Origin of the sequence: Scrofimicrobium sp. R131, from assembly GCF_040256745.1 — a bacterium.
Lineage (GTDB): Bacteria > Actinomycetota > Actinomycetes > Actinomycetales > Actinomycetaceae > Scrofimicrobium > Scrofimicrobium appendicitidis.
In genome coordinates, this window is the sequence record NZ_CP138335.1 from 1,475,943 (window position 1) to 1,494,598 (window position 18,656).

Annotated in this window: 19 protein-coding genes; 7 read left to right on the forward strand and 12 right to left on the reverse strand. The window is 65.8% G+C overall.

Features of this window, described 5'->3' with window-relative positions; all coding sequences use genetic code 11:
* Positions 1-158: 158 nt before the first annotated feature.
* The 3 genes from SAC06_RS06925 to SAC06_RS06935 are packed head-to-tail and all read left to right on the forward strand — an operon-like array spanning position 159 to position 5,558.
* On the forward strand, positions 159-2,384 hold the full coding sequence (locus SAC06_RS06925) for an AAA family ATPase (RefSeq protein WP_350259169.1): 2,226 nt from the start codon (positions 159-161) through the stop codon (positions 2,382-2,384).
* Between the two features lie 47 nt (positions 2,385-2,431).
* Positions 2,432-3,640 carry a phosphoglycerate dehydrogenase gene (gene serA, locus SAC06_RS06930; protein ID WP_350257578.1) on the forward strand — a complete coding sequence of 403 codons (1,209 nt, stop codon included), beginning with the start codon at positions 2,432-2,434 and terminating at the stop codon, positions 3,638-3,640.
* Positions 3,641-3,692: 52 nt separating this feature from the next.
* The gene (locus SAC06_RS06935; protein ID WP_350257579.1) at positions 3,693-5,558 is read left to right on the forward strand and encodes an AMP-binding protein; all 1,866 of its coding nucleotides are present in this window, start codon (positions 3,693-3,695) and stop codon (positions 5,556-5,558) included.
* Here the strand turns inward: SAC06_RS06935 and nrdR are convergent.
* Both nrdR and SAC06_RS06945 read right to left on the reverse strand, forming a co-directional pair.
* A complete protein-coding gene (gene nrdR / locus SAC06_RS06940) occupies positions 5,555-6,064 on the reverse strand; it encodes a transcriptional regulator NrdR (protein ID WP_412766212.1) in 510 nt (169 codons plus the stop codon). The genes SAC06_RS06935 and nrdR overlap by 4 nt on opposite strands.
* A 17-nt stretch (positions 6,065-6,081) precedes the next feature.
* Entirely contained in the window at positions 6,082-6,600 is a 519-nt protein-coding gene (locus SAC06_RS06945) for a LysM peptidoglycan-binding domain-containing protein (RefSeq protein WP_350257580.1), read from the reverse strand.
* A 166-nt stretch (positions 6,601-6,766) separates the two neighbouring features.
* Here SAC06_RS06945 and lexA point away from each other — a divergent pair, with 166 nt between their 5' ends.
* Positions 6,767-7,465, forward strand: a complete 699-nt coding sequence (lexA, locus tag SAC06_RS06950) for a transcriptional repressor LexA (RefSeq protein WP_350257581.1) — start codon at positions 6,767-6,769, stop codon at positions 7,463-7,465.
* A 59-nt stretch (positions 7,466-7,524) separates the two neighbouring features.
* On the opposite strand, the gene SAC06_RS06955 is transcribed toward lexA, so the two are convergent.
* From SAC06_RS06955 to hflX, 3 genes are read right to left on the reverse strand one after another with little or no spacing between them, the layout of a single operon-like run.
* Positions 7,525-8,514 carry an L-lactate dehydrogenase gene (locus SAC06_RS06955; RefSeq protein ID WP_350257582.1) on the reverse strand — a complete coding sequence of 330 codons (990 nt, stop codon included), beginning with the start codon at positions 8,512-8,514 and terminating at the stop codon, positions 7,525-7,527.
* On the reverse strand, positions 8,501-10,459 hold the full coding sequence (locus SAC06_RS06960) for an ATP-dependent DNA helicase (RefSeq protein ID WP_350257583.1): 1,959 nt from the start codon (positions 10,457-10,459) through the stop codon (positions 8,501-8,503). Before SAC06_RS06960 ends, SAC06_RS06955 begins: the two co-directional genes overlap by 14 nt.
* The gene (gene hflX, locus SAC06_RS06965; RefSeq protein ID WP_350257584.1) at positions 10,456-11,925 is read right to left on the reverse strand and encodes a GTPase HflX; all 1,470 of its coding nucleotides are present in this window, start codon (positions 11,923-11,925) and stop codon (positions 10,456-10,458) included. Before hflX ends, SAC06_RS06960 begins: the two co-directional genes overlap by 4 nt.
* Before the next feature lie 34 nt (positions 11,926-11,959).
* Here hflX and SAC06_RS06970 point away from each other — a divergent pair, with 34 nt between their 5' ends.
* The gene (locus SAC06_RS06970) at positions 11,960-12,580 is read left to right on the forward strand and encodes a class I SAM-dependent methyltransferase (protein WP_350257585.1); all 621 of its coding nucleotides are present in this window, start codon (positions 11,960-11,962) and stop codon (positions 12,578-12,580) included.
* On the opposite strand, the gene miaA is transcribed toward SAC06_RS06970, so the two are convergent.
* A complete protein-coding gene (gene miaA, locus SAC06_RS06975; RefSeq protein WP_350257586.1) occupies positions 12,546-13,427 on the reverse strand; it encodes a tRNA (adenosine(37)-N6)-dimethylallyltransferase MiaA in 882 nt (293 codons plus the stop codon). The genes SAC06_RS06970 and miaA overlap by 35 nt on opposite strands.
* 32 nt (positions 13,428-13,459) lie before the next feature.
* Here miaA and SAC06_RS06980 point away from each other — a divergent pair, with 32 nt between their 5' ends.
* Positions 13,460-13,906: a YbjN domain-containing protein gene (locus SAC06_RS06980; protein ID WP_350257587.1), complete on the forward strand. Its 447-nt coding sequence runs from the start codon at positions 13,460-13,462 to the stop codon at positions 13,904-13,906.
* Positions 13,903-14,421 carry a YbjN domain-containing protein gene (locus tag SAC06_RS06985; RefSeq protein ID WP_350257588.1) on the forward strand — a complete coding sequence of 173 codons (519 nt, stop codon included), beginning with the start codon at positions 13,903-13,905 and terminating at the stop codon, positions 14,419-14,421. Before SAC06_RS06980 ends, SAC06_RS06985 begins: the two co-directional genes overlap by 4 nt.
* Here SAC06_RS06985 and miaB read toward each other — a convergent pair.
* The 6 genes from miaB to SAC06_RS07015 form a co-directional block, all read right to left on the reverse strand.
* Positions 14,401-15,882, reverse strand: coding sequence for a tRNA (N6-isopentenyl adenosine(37)-C2)-methylthiotransferase MiaB (gene miaB, locus SAC06_RS06990; RefSeq protein WP_350257589.1), 1,482 nt, complete (start codon positions 15,880-15,882; stop codon positions 14,401-14,403). The two genes, SAC06_RS06985 and miaB, sit on opposite strands and share 21 nt — an antisense overlap.
* Positions 15,875-16,369: a CinA family protein gene (locus tag SAC06_RS06995; protein WP_350257590.1), complete on the reverse strand. Its 495-nt coding sequence runs from the start codon at positions 16,367-16,369 to the stop codon at positions 15,875-15,877. The genes miaB and SAC06_RS06995 overlap by 8 nt, the downstream gene beginning before the upstream one ends.
* Positions 16,359-16,817, reverse strand: coding sequence for a regulatory protein RecX (locus SAC06_RS07000; RefSeq protein WP_350257591.1), 459 nt, complete (start codon positions 16,815-16,817; stop codon positions 16,359-16,361). The genes SAC06_RS06995 and SAC06_RS07000 overlap by 11 nt, the downstream gene beginning before the upstream one ends.
* A gap of 3 nt (positions 16,818-16,820) precedes the next feature.
* Positions 16,821-17,909, reverse strand: coding sequence for a recombinase RecA (gene recA / locus SAC06_RS07005; protein WP_350257592.1), 1,089 nt, complete (start codon positions 17,907-17,909; stop codon positions 16,821-16,823).
* Between the two features lie 173 nt (positions 17,910-18,082).
* Positions 18,083-18,334, reverse strand: a complete 252-nt coding sequence (locus SAC06_RS07010) for a DUF3046 domain-containing protein (protein WP_350257593.1) — start codon at positions 18,332-18,334, stop codon at positions 18,083-18,085.
* Position 18,335: 1 nt separating this feature from the next.
* On the reverse strand, positions 18,336-18,644 hold the full coding sequence (locus SAC06_RS07015; RefSeq protein WP_350257594.1) for a helix-turn-helix transcriptional regulator: 309 nt from the start codon (positions 18,642-18,644) through the stop codon (positions 18,336-18,338).
* Positions 18,645-18,656 lie beyond the last annotated feature (12 nt).

Sequence of the window (18,656 nt, forward strand, 5' to 3'; positions counted from 1 at the left end):
CAGGAAAACCGGGAATACCGGCCTTTGTCGGGGGTGCTCCCTGCGGATTTCCCCACAGACTTCCAGCCCCGGATGTGCAACATCAGCCCCAAAGTAAGGAATAATAGATAGCTGGCAAACCTCAAGGAGAGAATGTGGAAGCTCAGGCTCAGCCGTCCATGTCCCCGGACCAGCTTTCGGCCGGTGAACAGGCCGAGATTCAGCACGAGCAGCAGTTCGTCGACCGCGCCTACGCCAACCTTGACTCCAGCCGGGCTCGCTACCGGGTGGCCCAGCGCGAGGTGGAAGCCCAGGGAGCTTGGGGAACCCCCCAGGCCCGAACCGAGCGCGACGCGATGGCCGCCCACTACGGTGACCAGGCCGCCCGACTTGAGAGCATTGAAGATCGTCTGGTCTTTGGCCGGATCGACCCCGAAGAGGGGGGAACCATCTACATCGGGCGGGCGGGCCTGCGCGACGAAGACGGCTCCCGACTCTTGGTGGACTGGCGCGCCCCGGCGGCCCAGCCGTTCTACCAGGCCACCGCGGTGGAGCCGCACGGAGTGATTCGCCGGCGCCACATCTCCACTCATCTGCGCCGCGTCCGTGCCCTGGAAGACGAGGTGTTGAACACCGAGGCCGCCCACCGGTCCGGACTCCAGTTCCAGGGTGAAGGTGCGCTGATCTCCGCCCTGTCCCAGGCTCGTGACGGGCGGATGGGTGACATTGTCTCCACCATTCAAGCTGAGCAGGACGCGGTGATTCGGGCCGAGGACCGGGGCCTGCTGGTGGTGCAGGGCGGCCCCGGGACCGGCAAGACCGCGGTGGCTCTGCACCGGGCCGCTTTTCTGCTCTACACCCACCGGGAGCGCCTGGAGCGCTCCGGGGTCCTGATCGTCGGCCCCTCCCCGGTGTTTCTGCGCTACATCGAGCAGGTGCTCCCCTCCCTCGGCGAGACCGGGGTGGTGTCGGTGACAATGGGGGATCTTCTGCCCGGATACTCCACCAATCTGGCGGATTCGATTGACGTGGCCGAGGCGAAGGGCTCCCTGGCCTGGCTCCCAACCCTGGCCCAGGCAGTGAAGGACCTGCAGCGAATCCCGGCCGCGGATCACACCTTTGCGGTCGGAGGACGGCGCGCGGTCCTCACTCGGGAACTGGTCCGGGCTGCCCGCACCCGGGCCCGCCGAACCGGCAAGCCGCACAACGAGGCGCGCGAAGGCTTCGCCCTGGAGTTGGTAAACGAGTTGGCCCAGCAGCTGGCCGGCCCCGACCCGGATCCGGAAACCCTCAGCTGGTGGCGGGAGGAAGTTCGCGCACTGCCGGCGGCTCGGCGCGAGATCAACCTCTGCTGGATGCCGACTCGCGCCGCCGACCTGCTGCGCCGCCTGTACGCCCGACCGGACCTGCTGGCCCGGGTCAACCGCGGCCTGAGCCCGGAGCAGTTGCGCCTGGTGCAGCGGCCCGCCGACGCTCCGCTCACGGTGAGCGACATTCCGCTGCTGGACGAGTTGGAGGAACTCTTAGGGTTCTCCTCCCTGCTGGGGCCGGCCCCGGCCACCAAGTCGCGCGCGGACGAAGACGAGGTCCGCCGGGCCCAGGAAGCGATCGACAGCCAGCAGTTGGGCGGGGGGCTCGTCTCCGCTGAGGTGCTGGCCGAGCAGACCCGGGGCCAGCGCGACTGGCAACCCCTGGCCGAGCGGGCCCGCTCGGACCGGACCTGGACGTTCGGACACGTGGTGGTGGACGAGGCGCAGGACCTCTCCCCCATGGCCTGGCACGCGCTGATGCGCCGATGCCCGTCGCAGTCGTTCACCGTGGTGGGCGACCTGGACCAGCACCGCGGCCACTCCCACCCGCAAAGCTGGGTCGAGGTGCTGGGACCGGCGGGGCGCGCCCTGCAGGATGAGCGGTCTCTGACCATCTCCTACCGGACGCCGAAGGCCCTGACCGAACTCTCCCAGGACGTGCTGGCCGAGGTCGGCGCACCCGTCCGGTTCCCGCTCACTTCAGCTCGTGATATTCCTAACTCACTGGCCGACACTGTGACCGGGGATCTGCCCGCCGCCGTTCGAGAGGTGATGGCACAGGAGCTGGAGCTGCTGGACCGGGAGTTTGGCCCGGGTGGGGGCCGAGTCGGAGTCCTGGTTTCGGACGAGCGGGCCACCAGTTGGCGGGCCGACATGGAGGGGGTCACCTCGTTCAATCAGCGGGTTTCCCTCCTGTCCGTGGTGGCGGCCAAAGGACTTGAGTTCGATACGACCATCGTGGTGGAACCGGCCGAGATCCTGGCCGACGGACCCGGCGACCTGTTTGTCGCGATGACCCGGTCGACCCGCAGGTTGCATTCGGTTCGGACCGGGGATCTGCCCGCCGTCTGGCTGGAGCGGCTCGCAGAACAATAACCGGACAGTTTCCTCCACCCGGAGACAAAACTGGCACCATAGGCAACGTGACTACTGCACTATTGCTTGAGAACCCTGACGCGTGTGCTGACGACATTTTCGCCAGCGAAGGTATTGAAGTGCGCCGCATCTCCGGAAGCCTGGATGAAGCGGAGCTGATCGAGGCCCTGCAGGGCGTCCAGATCCTTGGAATCCGCTCAAAAACCGAGGTAACCGCTCGGGTGATTGAGGCGGCTCCAAACCTGCTGGCCATTGGCGCCTACTGTATTGGGACCAACCAGATTGACCTGGAGGCGGCTTCGCGCCACGGAGTGGCGGTGTTCAACGCGCCCTACTCCAACACCCGATCCGTGGTCGAGCTAGCCATCGCCGAGATCATCATGATGGGCCGGCGTCTGGTGGAGCGAAACAACTCGCTGCACCAGGGAGTCTGGAACAAGTCTGCCAGCCACGCCCACGAGATTCGGGGACGGACCCTGGGGATCATCGGGTACGGCTCAATCGGAACGCAGCTGTCGGTCCTGGCGGAAGCCATGGGACTGAAGGTGATCTTCTACGATCGGGCGGAGCGGCTAGCCCTGGGCAACGCCCGCCGGATGCACTCGATGGAAGAGGTCCTGCAGCAGGCCGACGTGGTCTCGATGCACGTCTCGGGCGAGGCCTCTAACACCGGGCTGATCGGGGACCGCGAGTTCTCGATGATGAAACCCCGCTCGCTGTTCATCAACCTGTCTCGCGGCCACGTGGTGGATCTGGATGCGCTCCGCAAGCACCTGCTGACCGGACACATTGCCGGCGCCGCCGTCGACGTTTTCCCCCACGAGCCCAAGAGCACCGGCGACCCGTTCGAGAGCCCGCTGGCCGACATTCCAAACGTGATCCTCACCCCGCATATCGGGGGCTCCACCGTGGAGGCGCAAGAGGACATTGCCCGGTTCGTCTCCGGGAAGCTCAGCGCCTACCTGGGCGATGCGGGGACCTACATGAGCGTCAACTTCCCGTCGGTGTCGATGCCCCGCAGTGAGGGCGCCACTCACCGTCTGGCCCTGATGCACTTCAACGTCCCCGGGGTGATGGGCAAGCTCAACCGCGGCTTTGCCAAGCTGGGGGTGAACGTGGTCGGTCAGTCGCTGGGAACCAAAGGCGAGTACGGCTACGCCCTGACGGATATTTCCGGCCCGCTGCCAGAAGCTCGCCTAGGGGAATTGGCGGCAATGGAGTCAACTATCCGACTTCGCTACCTGGACCTGGGATAATGTAGACACGTCGTGCTGACCAGCAGCGTTTCTGATCACTGGAGGGGAATCCGTGACACTGACCGAGAAGCTTCGTAAGAACTACGCCCCGGGAGTTCCGTTCGAAATTGGAATCCCCGACACTCGGCTCCACGATTACCTTCTGGGAGCAGCTTCCCGGTACCCCCAGCGGGTGGCCCTGGACTTCATGTCCAAGCAGACCACCTACCGGCAACTGGAGGATCAGGTTCGCCGCGCAGCCACGGTCCTGGCCGGAGCCGGGGTCAAACCGGGTGACCGGGTAGCCCTGGTCCTACCCAACTGCCCGCAGCACATCGTCGCGATCTTCGCCACCTCGCTGCTCGGCGCCATCATCGTCGAACACAACCCGCTGGCTCCGGAAGAGGAACTGCGCTCGGAGTTTGAGCGCCACGGCGCCACCGTCGTGGTGGCGTGGGAGAACTCGGTGGAAAAGCTCGGTTTTCTGGGCCCCACCGCCACCGTGTTCGGGGTGAACCTGGCCGACGACATCCCCCGAACCTCGCGGGTGCTGCTGAAACTGCCGCTGCCCTCGATCAGGGCGAAGCGCGATTTGTTGGGGGCCAAAACTCCCGGCTACGTGCGCCCGTGGGCGGCAACGGTGGCAAAGGCGCAGCCACGCCCGGGGACCGGGCCGGCTCATCCCGACGACACCGCTCTGCTGATTCACACTGGGGGCACCACCGGGGTGCCCAAGGCCGTGGCCCTGACCCACCGCAACATCTGCGTGAACGCCGTTCAGGACGTGGCCTGGGTTCCGCCCCTGCACGAGGGGGCCGAAGTTTTTTACGCGGTCCTGCCGTTTTTCCATGCCTACGGGTTCGGGATCTCCCTCATGGCAGCCGTCCGCCTGGGCGCGACCATAGCGGTCTTCCCGAAGTTTGACCCGGTCCAGATTTGCCTGTCGCAGCGACGCCTGCCCTGCACTTTCTTCATTGGCGTCCCCCCAATCTACGAGCGTCTGCTCAAGTCGGCCCGAGAGCTGGAGATCAGCCTGGAGTCGATCACCTACGCGATCTCGGGGGCAATGGCCCTGGACCCCAAGCTGGCAGCCGAGTGGGAAGCTGCCACCGGCGGCTACCTGGTTGAAGGCTACGGCATGTCGGAAGCCTCCCCCACCCTGCTGGGCTCTCCCCTGTCCCCCAAACGCCGTCCGTCGACGCTCGGGATTCCCTACCCCTCCACCGAGGTCCGCATCGTCGATCCGGAGCAAACCGAGGTGGACGTGGCCGACGGCGAAGTTGGGGAGCTCATTGTCCGCGGCCCGCAGGTGTTTAACGGCTACTGGAACGACCCCGAGGAGACCGCCACCGTCCTGAAGGACGGCTGGCTGCACACCGGTGACCTGGTCAAGGTGGTGGACGGGTTCATCGTGATGGCAGATCGGCGCAAAGAGCTGATCATCTCTGGCGGCTTCAACATTTACCCCTCGCAGGTGGAAGCAGCAGTCCGGTCCATGCCGGGTATTTCCGACGTGGCCGTGGTGGGAATGCCGGGCGGCACCCGCGGCGAGGATGTGGTGGCGGCGCTGGTGTTGGAGGCGGGCGCCTCCCTCACGTTGGCCGACGTGCGCCAGTGGGCCGAGAAGTCGCTGGCTCACTACGCCCTGCCCCGTCAGATCGTGGTCCTGCAGGAACTCCCGAAGTCGCAAATCGGCAAAGTCATGCGCAAACGAGTGCGCGAGCAACTTGCCGAACTGCAAAGTGGGATCACGGACGTGCAGGCGGGACTGGGCGAACGGCTGTCGAACCTGGCCACTCAGGTCAGCGAGATGGCGGAGCATGCCTCGGCTGCCGTCAGCCACACGCTGCGCAAAGACAAGGAACCCGCCTCCACTCCCGAACTGCCGGAAGAGAATCCGGCCCCGGACGCAGCGGAAAACCCGGAGGAGTCCGCCTAAGCCTGGGCTGACCGCAGTTCGCTAATGGCGGCCTCGAAGTCGTCCAACGATTGGAAGGACGAGTAGACCGAGGCGAAGCGCAGGTAGGCGATTTCGTCGAGGTCGCGCAGGAACGGCAGGATGGCCCGGCCCACCTCGTCGGTGGAGACCACTGAGCGGCCGTTGGCCCGGAGCGACTCTTCCACCTGTTGGGCCAGCAGCGCCAACGCGTGCTCTGAGACGGGACGACCCTGGCAGGCCTTCTTTACCCCTGCCGCCACCTTCTCGCGGGAGAATGCCTCAACCACCCCGGAACGCTTCTCTACCGAGAAGGACGAAGTCTCCAAAGTTGTGAACCGGCGCTTGCACGCGGTGCACTCGCGCCGACGTCGGATGGATGCCCCATCGTCAGCCACCCGAGTGTCTACCACCCTCGTGTCATCGTGGTAGCAGAAAATACAGCGCACAGGCACCTCCAGTTGTTCGTTAGAAAAACCGTAGGCGGTCGGGCCCCTTTTGTGCAACATGAGTGCCCCACAACCAGCTATTGAGCTGGGAGGATGAGCTCTTGTCCCACCTGCAGCGCATCGGTCGAAAGACCGTTCAGCTGCCGGATATCCTCCACCACGTCCTCAATTGCCCGTTCGGTCTGGATCCCCTGGGCGACAGACCAGAGCGACTCACCCGCACTGACGGAATGTTCCCAGGTGGGACCGGCGTAGGCGTCCGGCCGAAGCATCAGCCCGAGCAGGCCCCCGCCCACCACGACCACCGCCACCGCGGCCAGGTAACCCAGAACCCGAGCAACCAGGCGACCGGAGACCGTCACTGTCTCCACCCGCACCGAGGCCGCCTGTCCCCCGCGCACTGACGGGTGCCGGAGTCGGGCTGCGTTCCGCTCGGCTACCTCCCACTGTTCGGAAGAGGGAACGAACCGGCGTTGGCGTTCCCGGTCCAGGTCGATCACTTCGGCGATCCGCTCAGACTGAACGACCGGCTCAGGCACAAACCCGCAGGCCTGGCTTCCAACCGCGAGCGACTCTCTCACATCGGCTGCACTCATCAGACACACCCCTTCCCGAACTGTCGTTCGTAGAACAATCGTACCATAACTGTTCGATTCAAGTAGAACACGCGTAGAACTTCTGTTTCATTCCCTGAGATTCTGCCGTATACTTTCGGTAGACCATCAGTCTTGACCGCGCCACCCCAACCAGAAGGAGGCCAAGATGGCCAAGTCCGCGAACGTTCCCGAGATTCGCGTGAGCAAACGGCAGCAGCAGATCCTGGACTTTGTGCGGCAGTACGGCAAAGAAGTCGGCTACGCCCCCTCGGTCCGGGAAATTGGCAGAGCTGTGGGACTGGCTTCACCATCCACGGTGAAGCACCACCTGGACTACCTGTCCCGGGTAGGCCTGCTGCAGCGGCGTGACCGCTCACCCCGCGCGCTGATCGTTGACTCAGGTCCTTCACGAAAGAAATCGTCGCCCACCCCTCCGACAAGTGCCGTTTCCCCCACGGTGATTGAGGTTCCGGTGACCATCAGCGAGGGTGAGACGACCGAGGTGCCGCTGGTGGGACGGATCGCAGCCGGCGCTCCCATCCTGGCTGAGCAGGCGGTGGAAGAGTTCTTCGCCCTCCCCACTCGCTTTACCGGCTCCGGCCAACTGTTTGCCCTGGAGGTGCACGGCGACTCAATGATTGACGAGGGGATCCTAGACGGGGACTACGTGATCGTGCGGGCGCAGGCAACGGCCCAGGACGGGGAGGTGGTGGCGGCCATGATCGACGACGAAGCCACCGTCAAAGTCCTGTCCCAGACCGCCGGACACACCTGGTTGCTACCGAGGAACTCAAACTACGCTCCGATCTTCGGTGATCACGCGCAGATTCTGGGCAAAGTGGTGACGGTCATTCGAGCCGTCTGACCCGGGTTAAACGCGGGAGGAGGGCCGCCGGTCGCGCCGGGGCCCTCCTCCTTTTTCGGCTAAAAGCCCAGTGACCGAGCCACCGAGCGAATATGGTTGGCCGAGTCGGTCAGGCCGGCCAGCTCCTCGTCGGTCAGCGGCGGGCGCAACACCCGCCCGGCTCCGGCTCGTCCCACGATCGTGGGAGCCGCCATGCAGACGTCGGAGATTCCCTGCCAGTCATCCAGCAGGGACGAGATGGTCAGCACTCGCGACTCGTCCCGCAGGACCGCGTTGACGATGTTCGAGGCGGCCAGGCCGATGGCGTAGTTGGTCGCACCCTTGCCCTCAATGATCGTGTAGGCCGAGTTGACCACCTCCTCGGCAATCTCGGTGCGCAGCGCGTGGTCAAAACGCCGCCCGCTGAGGGTGGGCCCCCACTGGGTCAGCGGCACGTTGCCAATCTCGGCAGAAGACCAGAGCGCCACCTGCGAGTCCCCGTGCTCACCGGTCACGTAGGCGTGAATATTCTGCGTGGCCACCCCCGTCTCCAGCGAGACCAGGTAGCGCAACCGGGAAGTGTCCAGGACGGTGCCGGAGCCGAAAATCTGCCGGCGCGGGGCCCCCGCGATCTTCAGTGCCACGTAGGTGACCACGTCGACCGGGTTGGTGACGTACAGGTAGACCGCGTCCGGGGCCACCTCCATCAGCTGCGGGACGATCACCTTCATCAAGCTGACGGTGGACTCCGCCAGCTCCATCCGGGTCTGGCCGGGCTTCTGCTTCGCCCCGGCCGTCACAATCACCAGGTCGGAGCCGCGGACAATCTCGATGTCGGCTGAACCGGTGATGGACCCGACCGGGGTGAACTGGATCCCGTGGGCCATGTCCAGCGCCTCGGCCTGGACTTTGGTTTCGTTGATGTCGTAGAGGACAATGTCGCGGGCGGCTCCGCGAATCGCGCAGGCGTAGGCGACGGCAGTTCCCACCGCCCCGGCCCCAACGACCGCGATCTTGGCAGGCTTTCCATAGGCTGACGGGTACAGGCTGGTAGCCCTAGCTGTCGGCATCCTTTTTCTCTCTTTCGTTTGCTCTGGCGCCCAGACGTCGCAGGGCATCACGCACAATCTGCGGGTCAGTGGTGGTCCAGAAAGGCGGCAGTGACTTCCGGAGGAACCCGCCGTATGACCTGCTTCCTATTCTACTGTCTAGCAGTGCAATTACACCCTGGTCTGACGAGCTGCGCAATAGTCGGCCGGCCCCCTGAGCCAGCATGGTGGCGGCCGGAACCACTGAAACTTCGTAGAAAGGGTTCCGACCGGCAGCTGCGGCGGCCCGGGACTGTGCCTGAACGATCGGGTCGTTAGGCCGGGGGAACGGAATGCGATCGATCACAACCAGCCGGCAGGTGAGCCCGGGCACGTCGACCCCCTGCCACAGAGACATGGTCCCCAGCAGGCAGGCGTTGACGCTGGCCGAGAAGCTGCGAACCAGGGCGGGCAGCGAGTCCTCCCCCTGGACCAGGATCTCCAGGTCCGTGTGGGCCCGCAAATACTCGGCTGCCTCCAACACCCCCTGGGTGGAGGAAAACAGGCCCAGCATCCCGCCTCCGGCCGCCTCCACCAGCTCGACCAACTCCGTGTAGAACTCATCCCCGCGCCCGGTCGGCGTCGGTTCGCTCAGGTGAGTGGCCAGGTAGAGGATCCCCTGCTGCTCCGGAGTGAACGAAGTGCCCACGTCCACCGCCTCGTGGGCCCGACTGGCCAGGCCGATGCCACTTTGCCACCGGGCCGGCTCGAATGTGCCTCCCGCGGTCAGGGTGGCCGAGGTGAGAATGCTGGGTTGGGCGGAAAACAGGCGTTGGCCGAGGAGTTGGGACACGTGGAGGGGAGCCAGGTTCAGCTGGGCACTGCCGTTCAAAGTGGTCCCCACCCAGGTGATGGTTTCGGCCGGGTCGGCCCCCCAGGACTCGACGGCGGCCGCCAGCCCCTCCATCCGAGCTCGCGCCAAGTGGGCCTGCTCCTGCTGCTTCGCCCCGCCGGTCTTGCTGCCCAGCTCGCTCTTGGCCTCCTGCAGGGCCTGGTCCAACTCGCTGAGCGCGCCGCGCAGGGAGTCGGGCCGCAGGGACAGGAGCCCCGGGCGGAGCTGATCCAACTCGGTTTCCAGCCGGTCACGAACCCGCTCCAGGCTCGCCGCCGCGGACGTGCTCAGCGGGCGCACCGCCCGGGCCACCGTGCCAATCTGTCCACCAGAAAGCTGTTCGGTCCCCTGGTTCCGGACCCGAGAGACCAGATCGTGCGCCTCATCCACCACCAGGGCGGAAAACTCCGGGAGCACTTCCGGGCGGCCGTTGACGTAGATTCCGAGCAGCGAGTGGTTGGTCACCACCACGTCGGCTCCGAAGGCTCGTTCCCGCGCCTGGGCTGGGAAACAGTCCTCCACGTAGGGGCAGCCGGACCCCAGGCATTCCCGTTTGGACACGGACACCTGCCGCCAGGCGGACGCGCTAACCGGAAAATCGACGTCGTCGCGGTCCCCGGTCTCGGTTTCGTTGGACCAGTCCTGCAGCCGGGCCACCTCCGCCTCGCCCGCTTTGGCGCTCTGCCGGTCTTCCCACAAGAACTCCTCCTGCAGCCCACCGCTGAGGCGGTAGCGGCACAGGTAGTTGGACCAGCCTTTCAGCAGTTGCAGGTCCACCTCCACCCCCGCGGTCTCCGCCAGCGCCTCCTGCACCAGCGGACCGTCCTGGCTGATGATCTGACGCTGCAGGGCCAGGGAGGAGGTCGAGATCAGCTGTCCCGACTCCTCCTCCACCGACCGCAGCAGCAGCGGAATCAGGTAGGCCAGCGACTTCCCCACCCCGGTGCCGGCCTGCACCAGGAGGTTCGTCTCGTCGGTCAGGGCCTGGGCCACGGCGGCCAGCATTTCTTCCTGCTGGGGGCGGCGCACTCCCCCGGCTCGGCGCACCACGTCTGCCAGCAGGGCGGCCGACGCCTCCGACAGCGAATCGGTCATGAATGAGCCCGGATTTTCTGGGCCAGCGGCTCATCCACGCGCGCCACCAGGTGGATGCCGTCCTCGGTCCACTCCTCCTCGATCACTTCGCCTTCCTCGTGGGTGAGGGAAACCAGTTTGGCCTGAGAGAACGGCAAGACCACGTCGAGGAGCAGCTGGGGGCGGGGCAGCGCCTGGGCGATCGCCTCCCGCAGTTGGTCCAGGCCCTTCCCGGTGGCCGCCGAAACCTGCACCGCCTGCGGGAAGGTGGCGCGCAGGGCCGCCAGCCGCTCCGGCGTGGCCAGGTCGCACTTGTTCAGCACGATCATTTCGGGAATGGCTTCGGCCCCGTCAATCTCTGCCAGCACGGCGCGCACCGCCCGCACCTGTCCCTCCGGGTCGGGGTGGGCGGCGTCAACCACGTGCAGCAGCAGGTCGGCCTCCCCGGCTTCCTCCAGGGTGGATCGGAACGCCTCCACCAGGTGGGTGGGTAGGTTGCGGACAAAGCCGACCGTGTCGGTCAGCGTGTAGACGCGGCCGTCGGGAGTGGTGGTGCGCCGGACGGTGGGGTCCAGGGTGGCAAACAGGGCGTTTTCGACCAGGACGTCAGCGTTGGTCAGCCGGTTGAGCAGGGTCGACTTGCCGGCGTTGGTGTAGCCGACGATGGTGACCGACGGAACCTGGCCCCGGCGCCTATGGGCCCGGCGGTTGTAGCGGGCGGGCGCCATTTGGAGGAGTTGGCGCCGGAGGCGAGCCATCCTGGTCCGGATCCGGCGCCGATCCAGCTCGATCTTCGTTTCACCGGGCCCGCGCGAGCCGATTCCCGCGCCGCCAGCCACCCGCCCGCCGGCCTGGCGAGACATCGACTCACCCCAGCCGCGGAGCCTGGGCAGCAGGTATTCCAGTTGGGCCAGTTCCACCTGGGCTTTTCCTTCGCGAGATTTGGCATGCTGGGCAAAAATATCCAGGATCAGGGCGGTCCGATCCACCACCTTCACCCGGACGACGTCCTCCAGCCCGCGCCGCTGCGAGGGGCTCAGTTCCCCGTCGACAATCACGGTGTCCGCCTCGACGTCCCGGACCAGGTCGGCCAGCTCCTTCGCTTTGCCTTTCCCCAGGTAGGTGGCCGCATCTGGCAACGGGCGGCTCTGCAGCACCGAGTCCACCACCTGTGCCCCCGCCGTCTCGGTCAGGGCTTGCAGCTCCCGGAGGGAAGCTTCGGCCTCGGCCAGGCTGCCCTCCTGGCGCAGCCCAACCAGAACCACCCGTTCCAAGCGGACCTGGCGGTATTCGACCTCGCTGACGTCCTCCAGCTCGGTGGAGTGCGAGGTGGTCCTCCTGGTTCCCGCACGGGCTTCGCGTTCCAGTTCGCCGCCCTCACCTTCGTCACCCTGGGTGGCGGTAGATTCGAGGGCGGTCCCCTGGCGGGCAAGGACCCGCTGGGCGATTTCGGCGGCCCGGTCGAGGCTCTGGTCATCTGCGGACATGCCTCTAGTCTGCCATGTAAGTTACCCTGATTGAGTGACTGAGCACTACTACTCCGAAGCTCCCCTGCCCACCGAGGACGAGCTTCGCCTCCTCCCCGTTTCGGTTCGAGGTCGGGACCTGCGCATGTGGGTCAGTTCCCACGTGTTTTCCACCGGACGCCTGGACCCGGGCACGCGCGAACTGCTGCGGGCCCTGCCGGAGCTGCCGGCCGAAGGCACCTTCCTGGACCTGGGGTGTGGCTGGGGTCCGGTCGCGGTCACCGCCGCGCTGGAGTCGCCCGCGGCCAAAGTCTGGGCGGTGGACGTGAACCCGCGGGCACTGGAACTGACCAGGCGCAACGCGCGGGAAAACGGGGCCGAGAACGTCCACGCCGCCCTGGCCGACGAGGCGTGGAAGCAGTCCGCCGACGTCCGCTTTGACCGAATTCTCTCCAACCCGCCGGTGCGGATCGGCAAGGCCGCCGTCCAGGAACTGGTGGACCGGTGGCTGTCCCGCCTGGCACCCACCGGTGAGGCCTGGCTGGTGATGGGCAAGAACCTGGGTGGGGATTCCCTGCTGAAATGGTTGCAGGGCCGGGGTTACGAGGCGGTGAAGCACTCGTCGCGGAAAGGCTACCGGATCATCCGGGTAGTTGGCCCGGGTTCAGCCACCTGATCCGCTCGTCGCGCTTGAACCACTTCATTTGGCGCCGAGCCAGCTGCCGCGTCAACAGACTCACCTGCTCAATCGCCTCGGGCACGGTCAGCTCCGATCTGAGGACCGCCAGCGCCTGGGCGTAGCCGGTGGCCCGGGCCGCCGTCTTCCCAAAGTGGCGTCCTGAGTCCAGCAGGGCCCGGGTCTCCTCGACAATGCCCCCATCGGCAAACATTTCCCGGGTGCGCTCGTTGATGCGCCGGTCCAGCTGGTCGTAGTCCCAGCGGATCGCCACCTGCACGGTCGGCTCGAAGAAGTATTTTCCGTCCGGTAACTGCGCCGAGTAGGGCGCCCCGGTCAGCTCAATTACTTCCAGGGCGCGGATGATGCGCCGGGCATTGTGCGGGTGGATCTGGGCGGCCGCCGCCGGGTCCACGCGGGAAAGTTCGGCGTGCAGCGCACCCGGGCCTTCCTGCTGGCACCGCTCCTCCAGCCGGCTGCGGACCTCCGGATCGGTTCCGGGGAACTCGAAGCGATCCAGCAGGGCGCGCACGTACAGCCCGGAGCCACCCACCACGATCGGGGTCCGACCTTCCGCCAGCAACTGGCTGACGGCCTGGCGGGCCTCCTGCTGGTAGCGGGCCACCGACGCTTCCTGCTCAATCTCCAGGACGTCGAACAGCAGGTGCGGGATGCCCCGGCGCTGGTCGACCGGAGTCTTGGCGGTGCCAATCTCCAGGCCCCGGTACAGTTGCATCGAATCCGCGTTGACCACGGTTCCACCCAGGCGTTCAGCCAACAGCAAACCAAGATCAGTTTTCCCTGAGGCGGTCTGCCCCACGACGGCGATCATCTGTGCTCCTGTCATTGGGCTAGCCTATCGCGGGATAGACTGGCTCTATGGAAACAGTTGCAACCCCGGTGAGTCTGGCCCGCCTGCGCCAGCGCCTGCTGGAGCGCTCCATGCACGTCCTGGAGGACGAAGAGGGCGACCTGGGCCTGTTCCTGTTTCCGCATTTCTTCTACCTGATTTCCGAGCCGGAGAAGCCCATTTTGGGCACCTCGATTTTCCACCGCGGCGTCGACGTGCAGCACGCCCGCGCCTGCGCCAACTTCGTCGAGAACTTCAACCGGAACTACTATCTGCCCAAACTGTTCACGGTGGTTTCTGATCAGGGCAAAATCACCTTCCGCGTCAGCCACTGCTTCAGTTGGGGCGCCAACGCGACCGACCAGCAGCTCGACGCCGAGTTGGACACGTTTGTCCGCTCCGCCCTGGAGTGCTTCGCAGCCCTGGAGCAGTATTTGGCCGACCCGTGGGTAAACCCCAGTGGAGAGAGCCAATGAAGCGGTGGTGGGATCGGCGCGGCCGCGACGAAGAGTTGGAGCCCCAGTCGCCTTTGGAGCCGGAGTCGCCCTCGGAGCCCGAGTTGCCGATTGATTCCCTGCTGGTCCGACCCCTGACCATGGCGCGGGTGGCTGAACTGATCCGAGCTGAAGGCTACTCGTGCGAGGACGATGGGGAGGGCGAAGTCCGCGGCATCTGGAACGAAGTCGGCTTCCGCTTCTTCCTCTCCCCGGACGACACGTGGCTGGGCATTTCCACCGTCTGGGAGGCGCCGGACGACTTCCCAGTGGGGATGCATTCCGCGCTGCAGGAGGCCTCCAACGATTGGAACCGCCAGTTCCTGCAGCCCACCGCCTACCCGTCCACCGACGAGGATAAGATCGTCTTCTTCTACAGCGTGTTCGTGGATGCGGGACTGAGCGACCAGCAGTTCAGCCAGATGCTGGACCGGGCCCTGGACGTGAACCTGCAGGCGCACCGAACCATCGCGTCGCTACTGCCCCCGGTACTTTAGGGTCGGCATCCCCAGGTTGACCACGCTGGTGTCTTCCTCCTGCTGGCGTGCTTCCCACGCATCCCCCGCGCGGGTCGAACGCACCTGCGCGGCATCGGCCAGCAGGTAGTGGGGGGCGCCGTAGGTAACTTCGGCCACCACCAGGTCGCCGGGGCGGGGTTCCAGTCCGTCCGGCAGGGCGACGTGGACGAGGCGATTGTCAGCGGCTCGACCGGATACGCGCCTGGTCTGGCCGTCCTTCTTCCCCTCACCCTGAGCCACCAGCACCTTCACGGTCCGGCCCACCTGGGCCTGGTTTTCTTCCAGGGAGATCTGGTTTTGCAGGTCCAGCAGGCGCTGGTACCGCTCGGCCATGACGTCGGCGGGAATCAGGTCGGAGCGCCCGGCCGCCGGGGTGCCCGGGCGGGGCGAGTACTGGAAGGTAAAGGCCGAGCTGAAGCGGACCGAGCGGACCACATCCATCGTCTCTTCAAAGTCGGCGTCGGTCTCCCCCGGGAAACCCACGATGATGTCGGTGGTGATGGCGGCCTCGGGCATCTGGTCGCGCACCTTCTCAATTAGGCGTTCGAACCGGGCCCGGCGGTAGGATCGCCTCATTTCCCGCAGCACCCGGTCGGAGCCGGACTGGAGCGGCATGTGCAGTGAGGGCATCACGGTTGGGGTTTGGGCCATGGCGGCAATCACGTCGTCGGTGAAAGCAGCGGGGTGGGGCGAGGTGAAGCGAAGCCGCTCCAGCCCCGGGGTGGCGCCGGCCGCCCGCAGCAGGTCCGCGAAGGCGCCGCGCTGACCGAAACTGACCCCGTAGGAGTTCACGTTCTGCCCCAGCAGGGTCACCTCAATGGCGCCTTCGCGCACGACCGCGTCAATCTCAGCCAGAATCTCCCCCGGTCGCCGATCCTGCTCTCGGCCGCGCAGGCGCGGGACGATGCAGAACGTGCAGGTGTTGTTGCACCCAACCGAGATCGACACCCAGGCCGCGTAAACCGATTCGCGCCGGGTCGGCAGGGTCGACGGGAAAACCTTCAGCGATTCCTCAATCTCGACCGCGGCTTTTTCGTTGTGCGCAGCGCGCGCCAGCAGGGTTGGGAGCACGTCGATGTTGTGGGTGCCAAAGACCGCATCGACCCACGGGGCCCGCTCGACAATTCCTTCGCGCATCTGCTGGGCCAGGCACCCACCGACGGCAATCTGCATCCCCGGGCGTTCCCGCTTGACTGCTGCCAGTTGGCCCAGGTTGCCAAACAGTCGGTTGGCCGCATTTTCGCGCACCGAGCAGGTGTTCAGCACGATCACGTCGGCCCCGAGGTCGCCGGCGTCGGTGGCGCGGGCCGCCGCGGTGGGCACCGACTCGACCGGAATCAGGCCCGCCTCTTCGAGCAGACCGGCAATCCGCTCCGAGTCGTGCTCATTCATCTGACAGCCAAGGGTGCGCACAGCGTAGGTGCGTGGTGTTTTATTCATCATCGGCATTGTAGTGCTTTGCTAGATAGTCTTCGAGCAGTCGCAGGGCCGCCTCTACGCTCTGGTTCCGCACCTGCTGGCGGTCGCCGGCGAACTGGTGTGCGGTCCAAGTTTGGTGTCCGGGCGCATCAATGGCGACGTAGACGGTCCCGGCCGGATGTCCTTCGGCCGGTCCCGGCCCCGCCACCCCGGTGGTCGCGAGAGCAACTTCACTGCCAAACAGTCGTCTGGCCCCCGCCGCCAGCTGCTGTGCGACTTCCTGGTTGACGGTGCCGCGCTCAGCGATCAGCTCGGCCGAGACGCCGAGGATCTCCACCTTCGTGTCGGGAGCGTAGGTGCACACTCCACCGCGGAGGACGTCGGAGGCCCCGGGCACCTCCACGATGGTGGCGCACAGCTGGCCCCCGGTCAAAGACTCGGCCACGGCCAAGTGGAGGTGAGCCCGGCGCAGTCCGGCCACCAGTTTGGCCGCCCGGTCAGTTGCCATTATGTTCCTCCTCCGCCGCGCGGACGGCCGCGTAGCAGGTCGCCTCAGGAAAGCCTCGCCGGGCCAGGTACGCCAGCGTTCGCCGCCACCTGACGTCCTTTTCCAGGTCGGCCAATCCCGCCATTTTCTTTCGGGCCCCCGCGAGGGCCCGATCGAAGTCATCGGGCAGGTCAGCCAACACGTCGGCCACCAGGTCCGAGGAGATCCCTTTTTTGCCCAGCTCCCGCTGAACTTCCCGCCGGGAACTGCCCCGACTAGACAGCAGGGACCGGGTGTAGTCCCGCGCAAACTGGGCATCGTCGAGCAGGTCGGCTTGATCCAGGCGCATCAGCGTCTGGTCGATCTCCTCTTGGTCGTAGCCTCGCCGAGTGAGCTTCTGAATCAGTTCTTGGCGCGAGTGAGCCCGCTGACCCAAGTAGCGCAGCGCACTGTCCCAGGCGGTAGCCATGAGCTAGGCGGAGGCCTCGGTCGGCTCCTCGCTGACGGGGGCGGCCTGTTCCTCTTCGGCCGGGGCGGTACCGATCCCCAACTCGGTCAGAATCTGCCGCTCAATCTCATCGGCCAGTTCCGGATTGTCGACCAGGAACTGGCGGACATTTTCCTTCCCCTGTCCGAGCTGGTCTTTCCCATAGGTGAACCAGGAGCCCGACTTGCGGACCACGCCGCACTCCACCCCCATGTCGATGATCGAGCCTTCCCGGGAGATCCCTCGGCCGTAAATGATGTCGAACTCGGCCTGCTTGAACGGCGGCGCCATCTTGTTCTTGACGATCTTGGCCCGAGTCCGGTTCCCCACCGGCTGGCCCGCCTCTTTCAAGGTCTCAATCCGGCGCACGTCGATCCGGACCGAAGAGTAGAACTTCAGCGCCTTACCGCCGGTGGTGGTCTCAGGAGAACCGAAGAACACCCCGATCTTTTCCCGCAGCTGGTTGATGAAGATAGCGGTGGTCCCGGTGGCCGACAGAGCCCCGGTGATTTTGCGGAGGGCCTGGCTCATCAGGCGAGCCTGCAGGCCCACGTGCGAGTCACCCATGTCGCCCTCAATCTCAGCCTTCGGCACCAGGGCCGCCACCGAGTCGATGACGATCAGGTCAATTCCACCGGAGCGAACCAGCATGTCCGTGATCTCCAGCGCCTGCTCACCGGTGTCGGGTTGGGAGACCAGCAGGTCGTCCGTGTTGACCCCGAGCGCCTGGGCGTAGACCGGGTCCAGGGCGTGCTCAGCATCGATGAAGGCGGCGTTTCCCCCGTCGCGCTGAACCGAAGCCACCGCGTGGAGCGCCACCGTCGTCTTACCGGAAGATTCGGGGCCGTAGATCTCAACGATGCGGCCGCGGGGCAGGCCCCCAATTCCCAAGGCCACATCCATGGCCAGCGATCCGGTCGGAATTACCTTCACCGGCGGGCGGGTATCGTCCCCCAGTCGCATAATGGAGCCTTTGCCAAACTGGCGATCAATTTGGGTCAGCGCCAACTCCAGCGCCTTATCCCGATCGGGATTGGTGCTGGTGCTCTTGCGCAGAGTCTTCTCACGTGCCATGTTTACTCCTCAACTAGGGGGCCTCTCCGACCCGGTGCAGTTCTGGTCCTCTGGGGATGAGACCCCTCTCCGGGGTTCATCAGCAACCGTATGTCCGACCACCGACACGTGAAAACGAAGCTGTCCGATTCTGTGGATAACTGCCGCTTCCTGGCTGCCAAAACACAGCATAGCTAGAACAGGGGTTCGCCGCCATCGGACACGCCGCTTTTCCGGCGGGGGCGTCGATGCACCCACCGAAGGGCAGGATCTGCCCCGGATTCTTCGATTAGCGCCACCCACACTCGGTCGGGCGCCACCCCCGCGGCCAAGGCTTCTTCCGCGGTCCCGTTCACCGCCAGGAGGTGGAGATCGGCGGCAAGAGAACGCCCTGGACCTGACCCGAAGGCCAACTCCAGGGCTTCCCAGAATTCAGATCTGCGCACGCTAGCTAAGCAGTGTGGCGGGCAGGAGGTTGTCCGGAACTGTGTCGGGGACCCGGGCCTCGTCAAGCAGAGCCAGTCGATCGGAGACTTCCCGCAGCACAAACCACAGCGGCGTCCCCAGGGCGTTGCAGATGGCATCCAGCAGTTCCGAGGACGCTTCCTTCTGGCCGCGCTCTACCTCAGACAGGTACCCGAGGGATACCTGAGCGGACGAGGAGACCTCCCGAAGCGTCCGGCCCTGGGCCTGACGCAGCGAACGCAGTACCTCACCCAGCTCGGCCCGCAGTAGCGGCGGCTCCTTGGTGAACATGGGTCCAGCGTA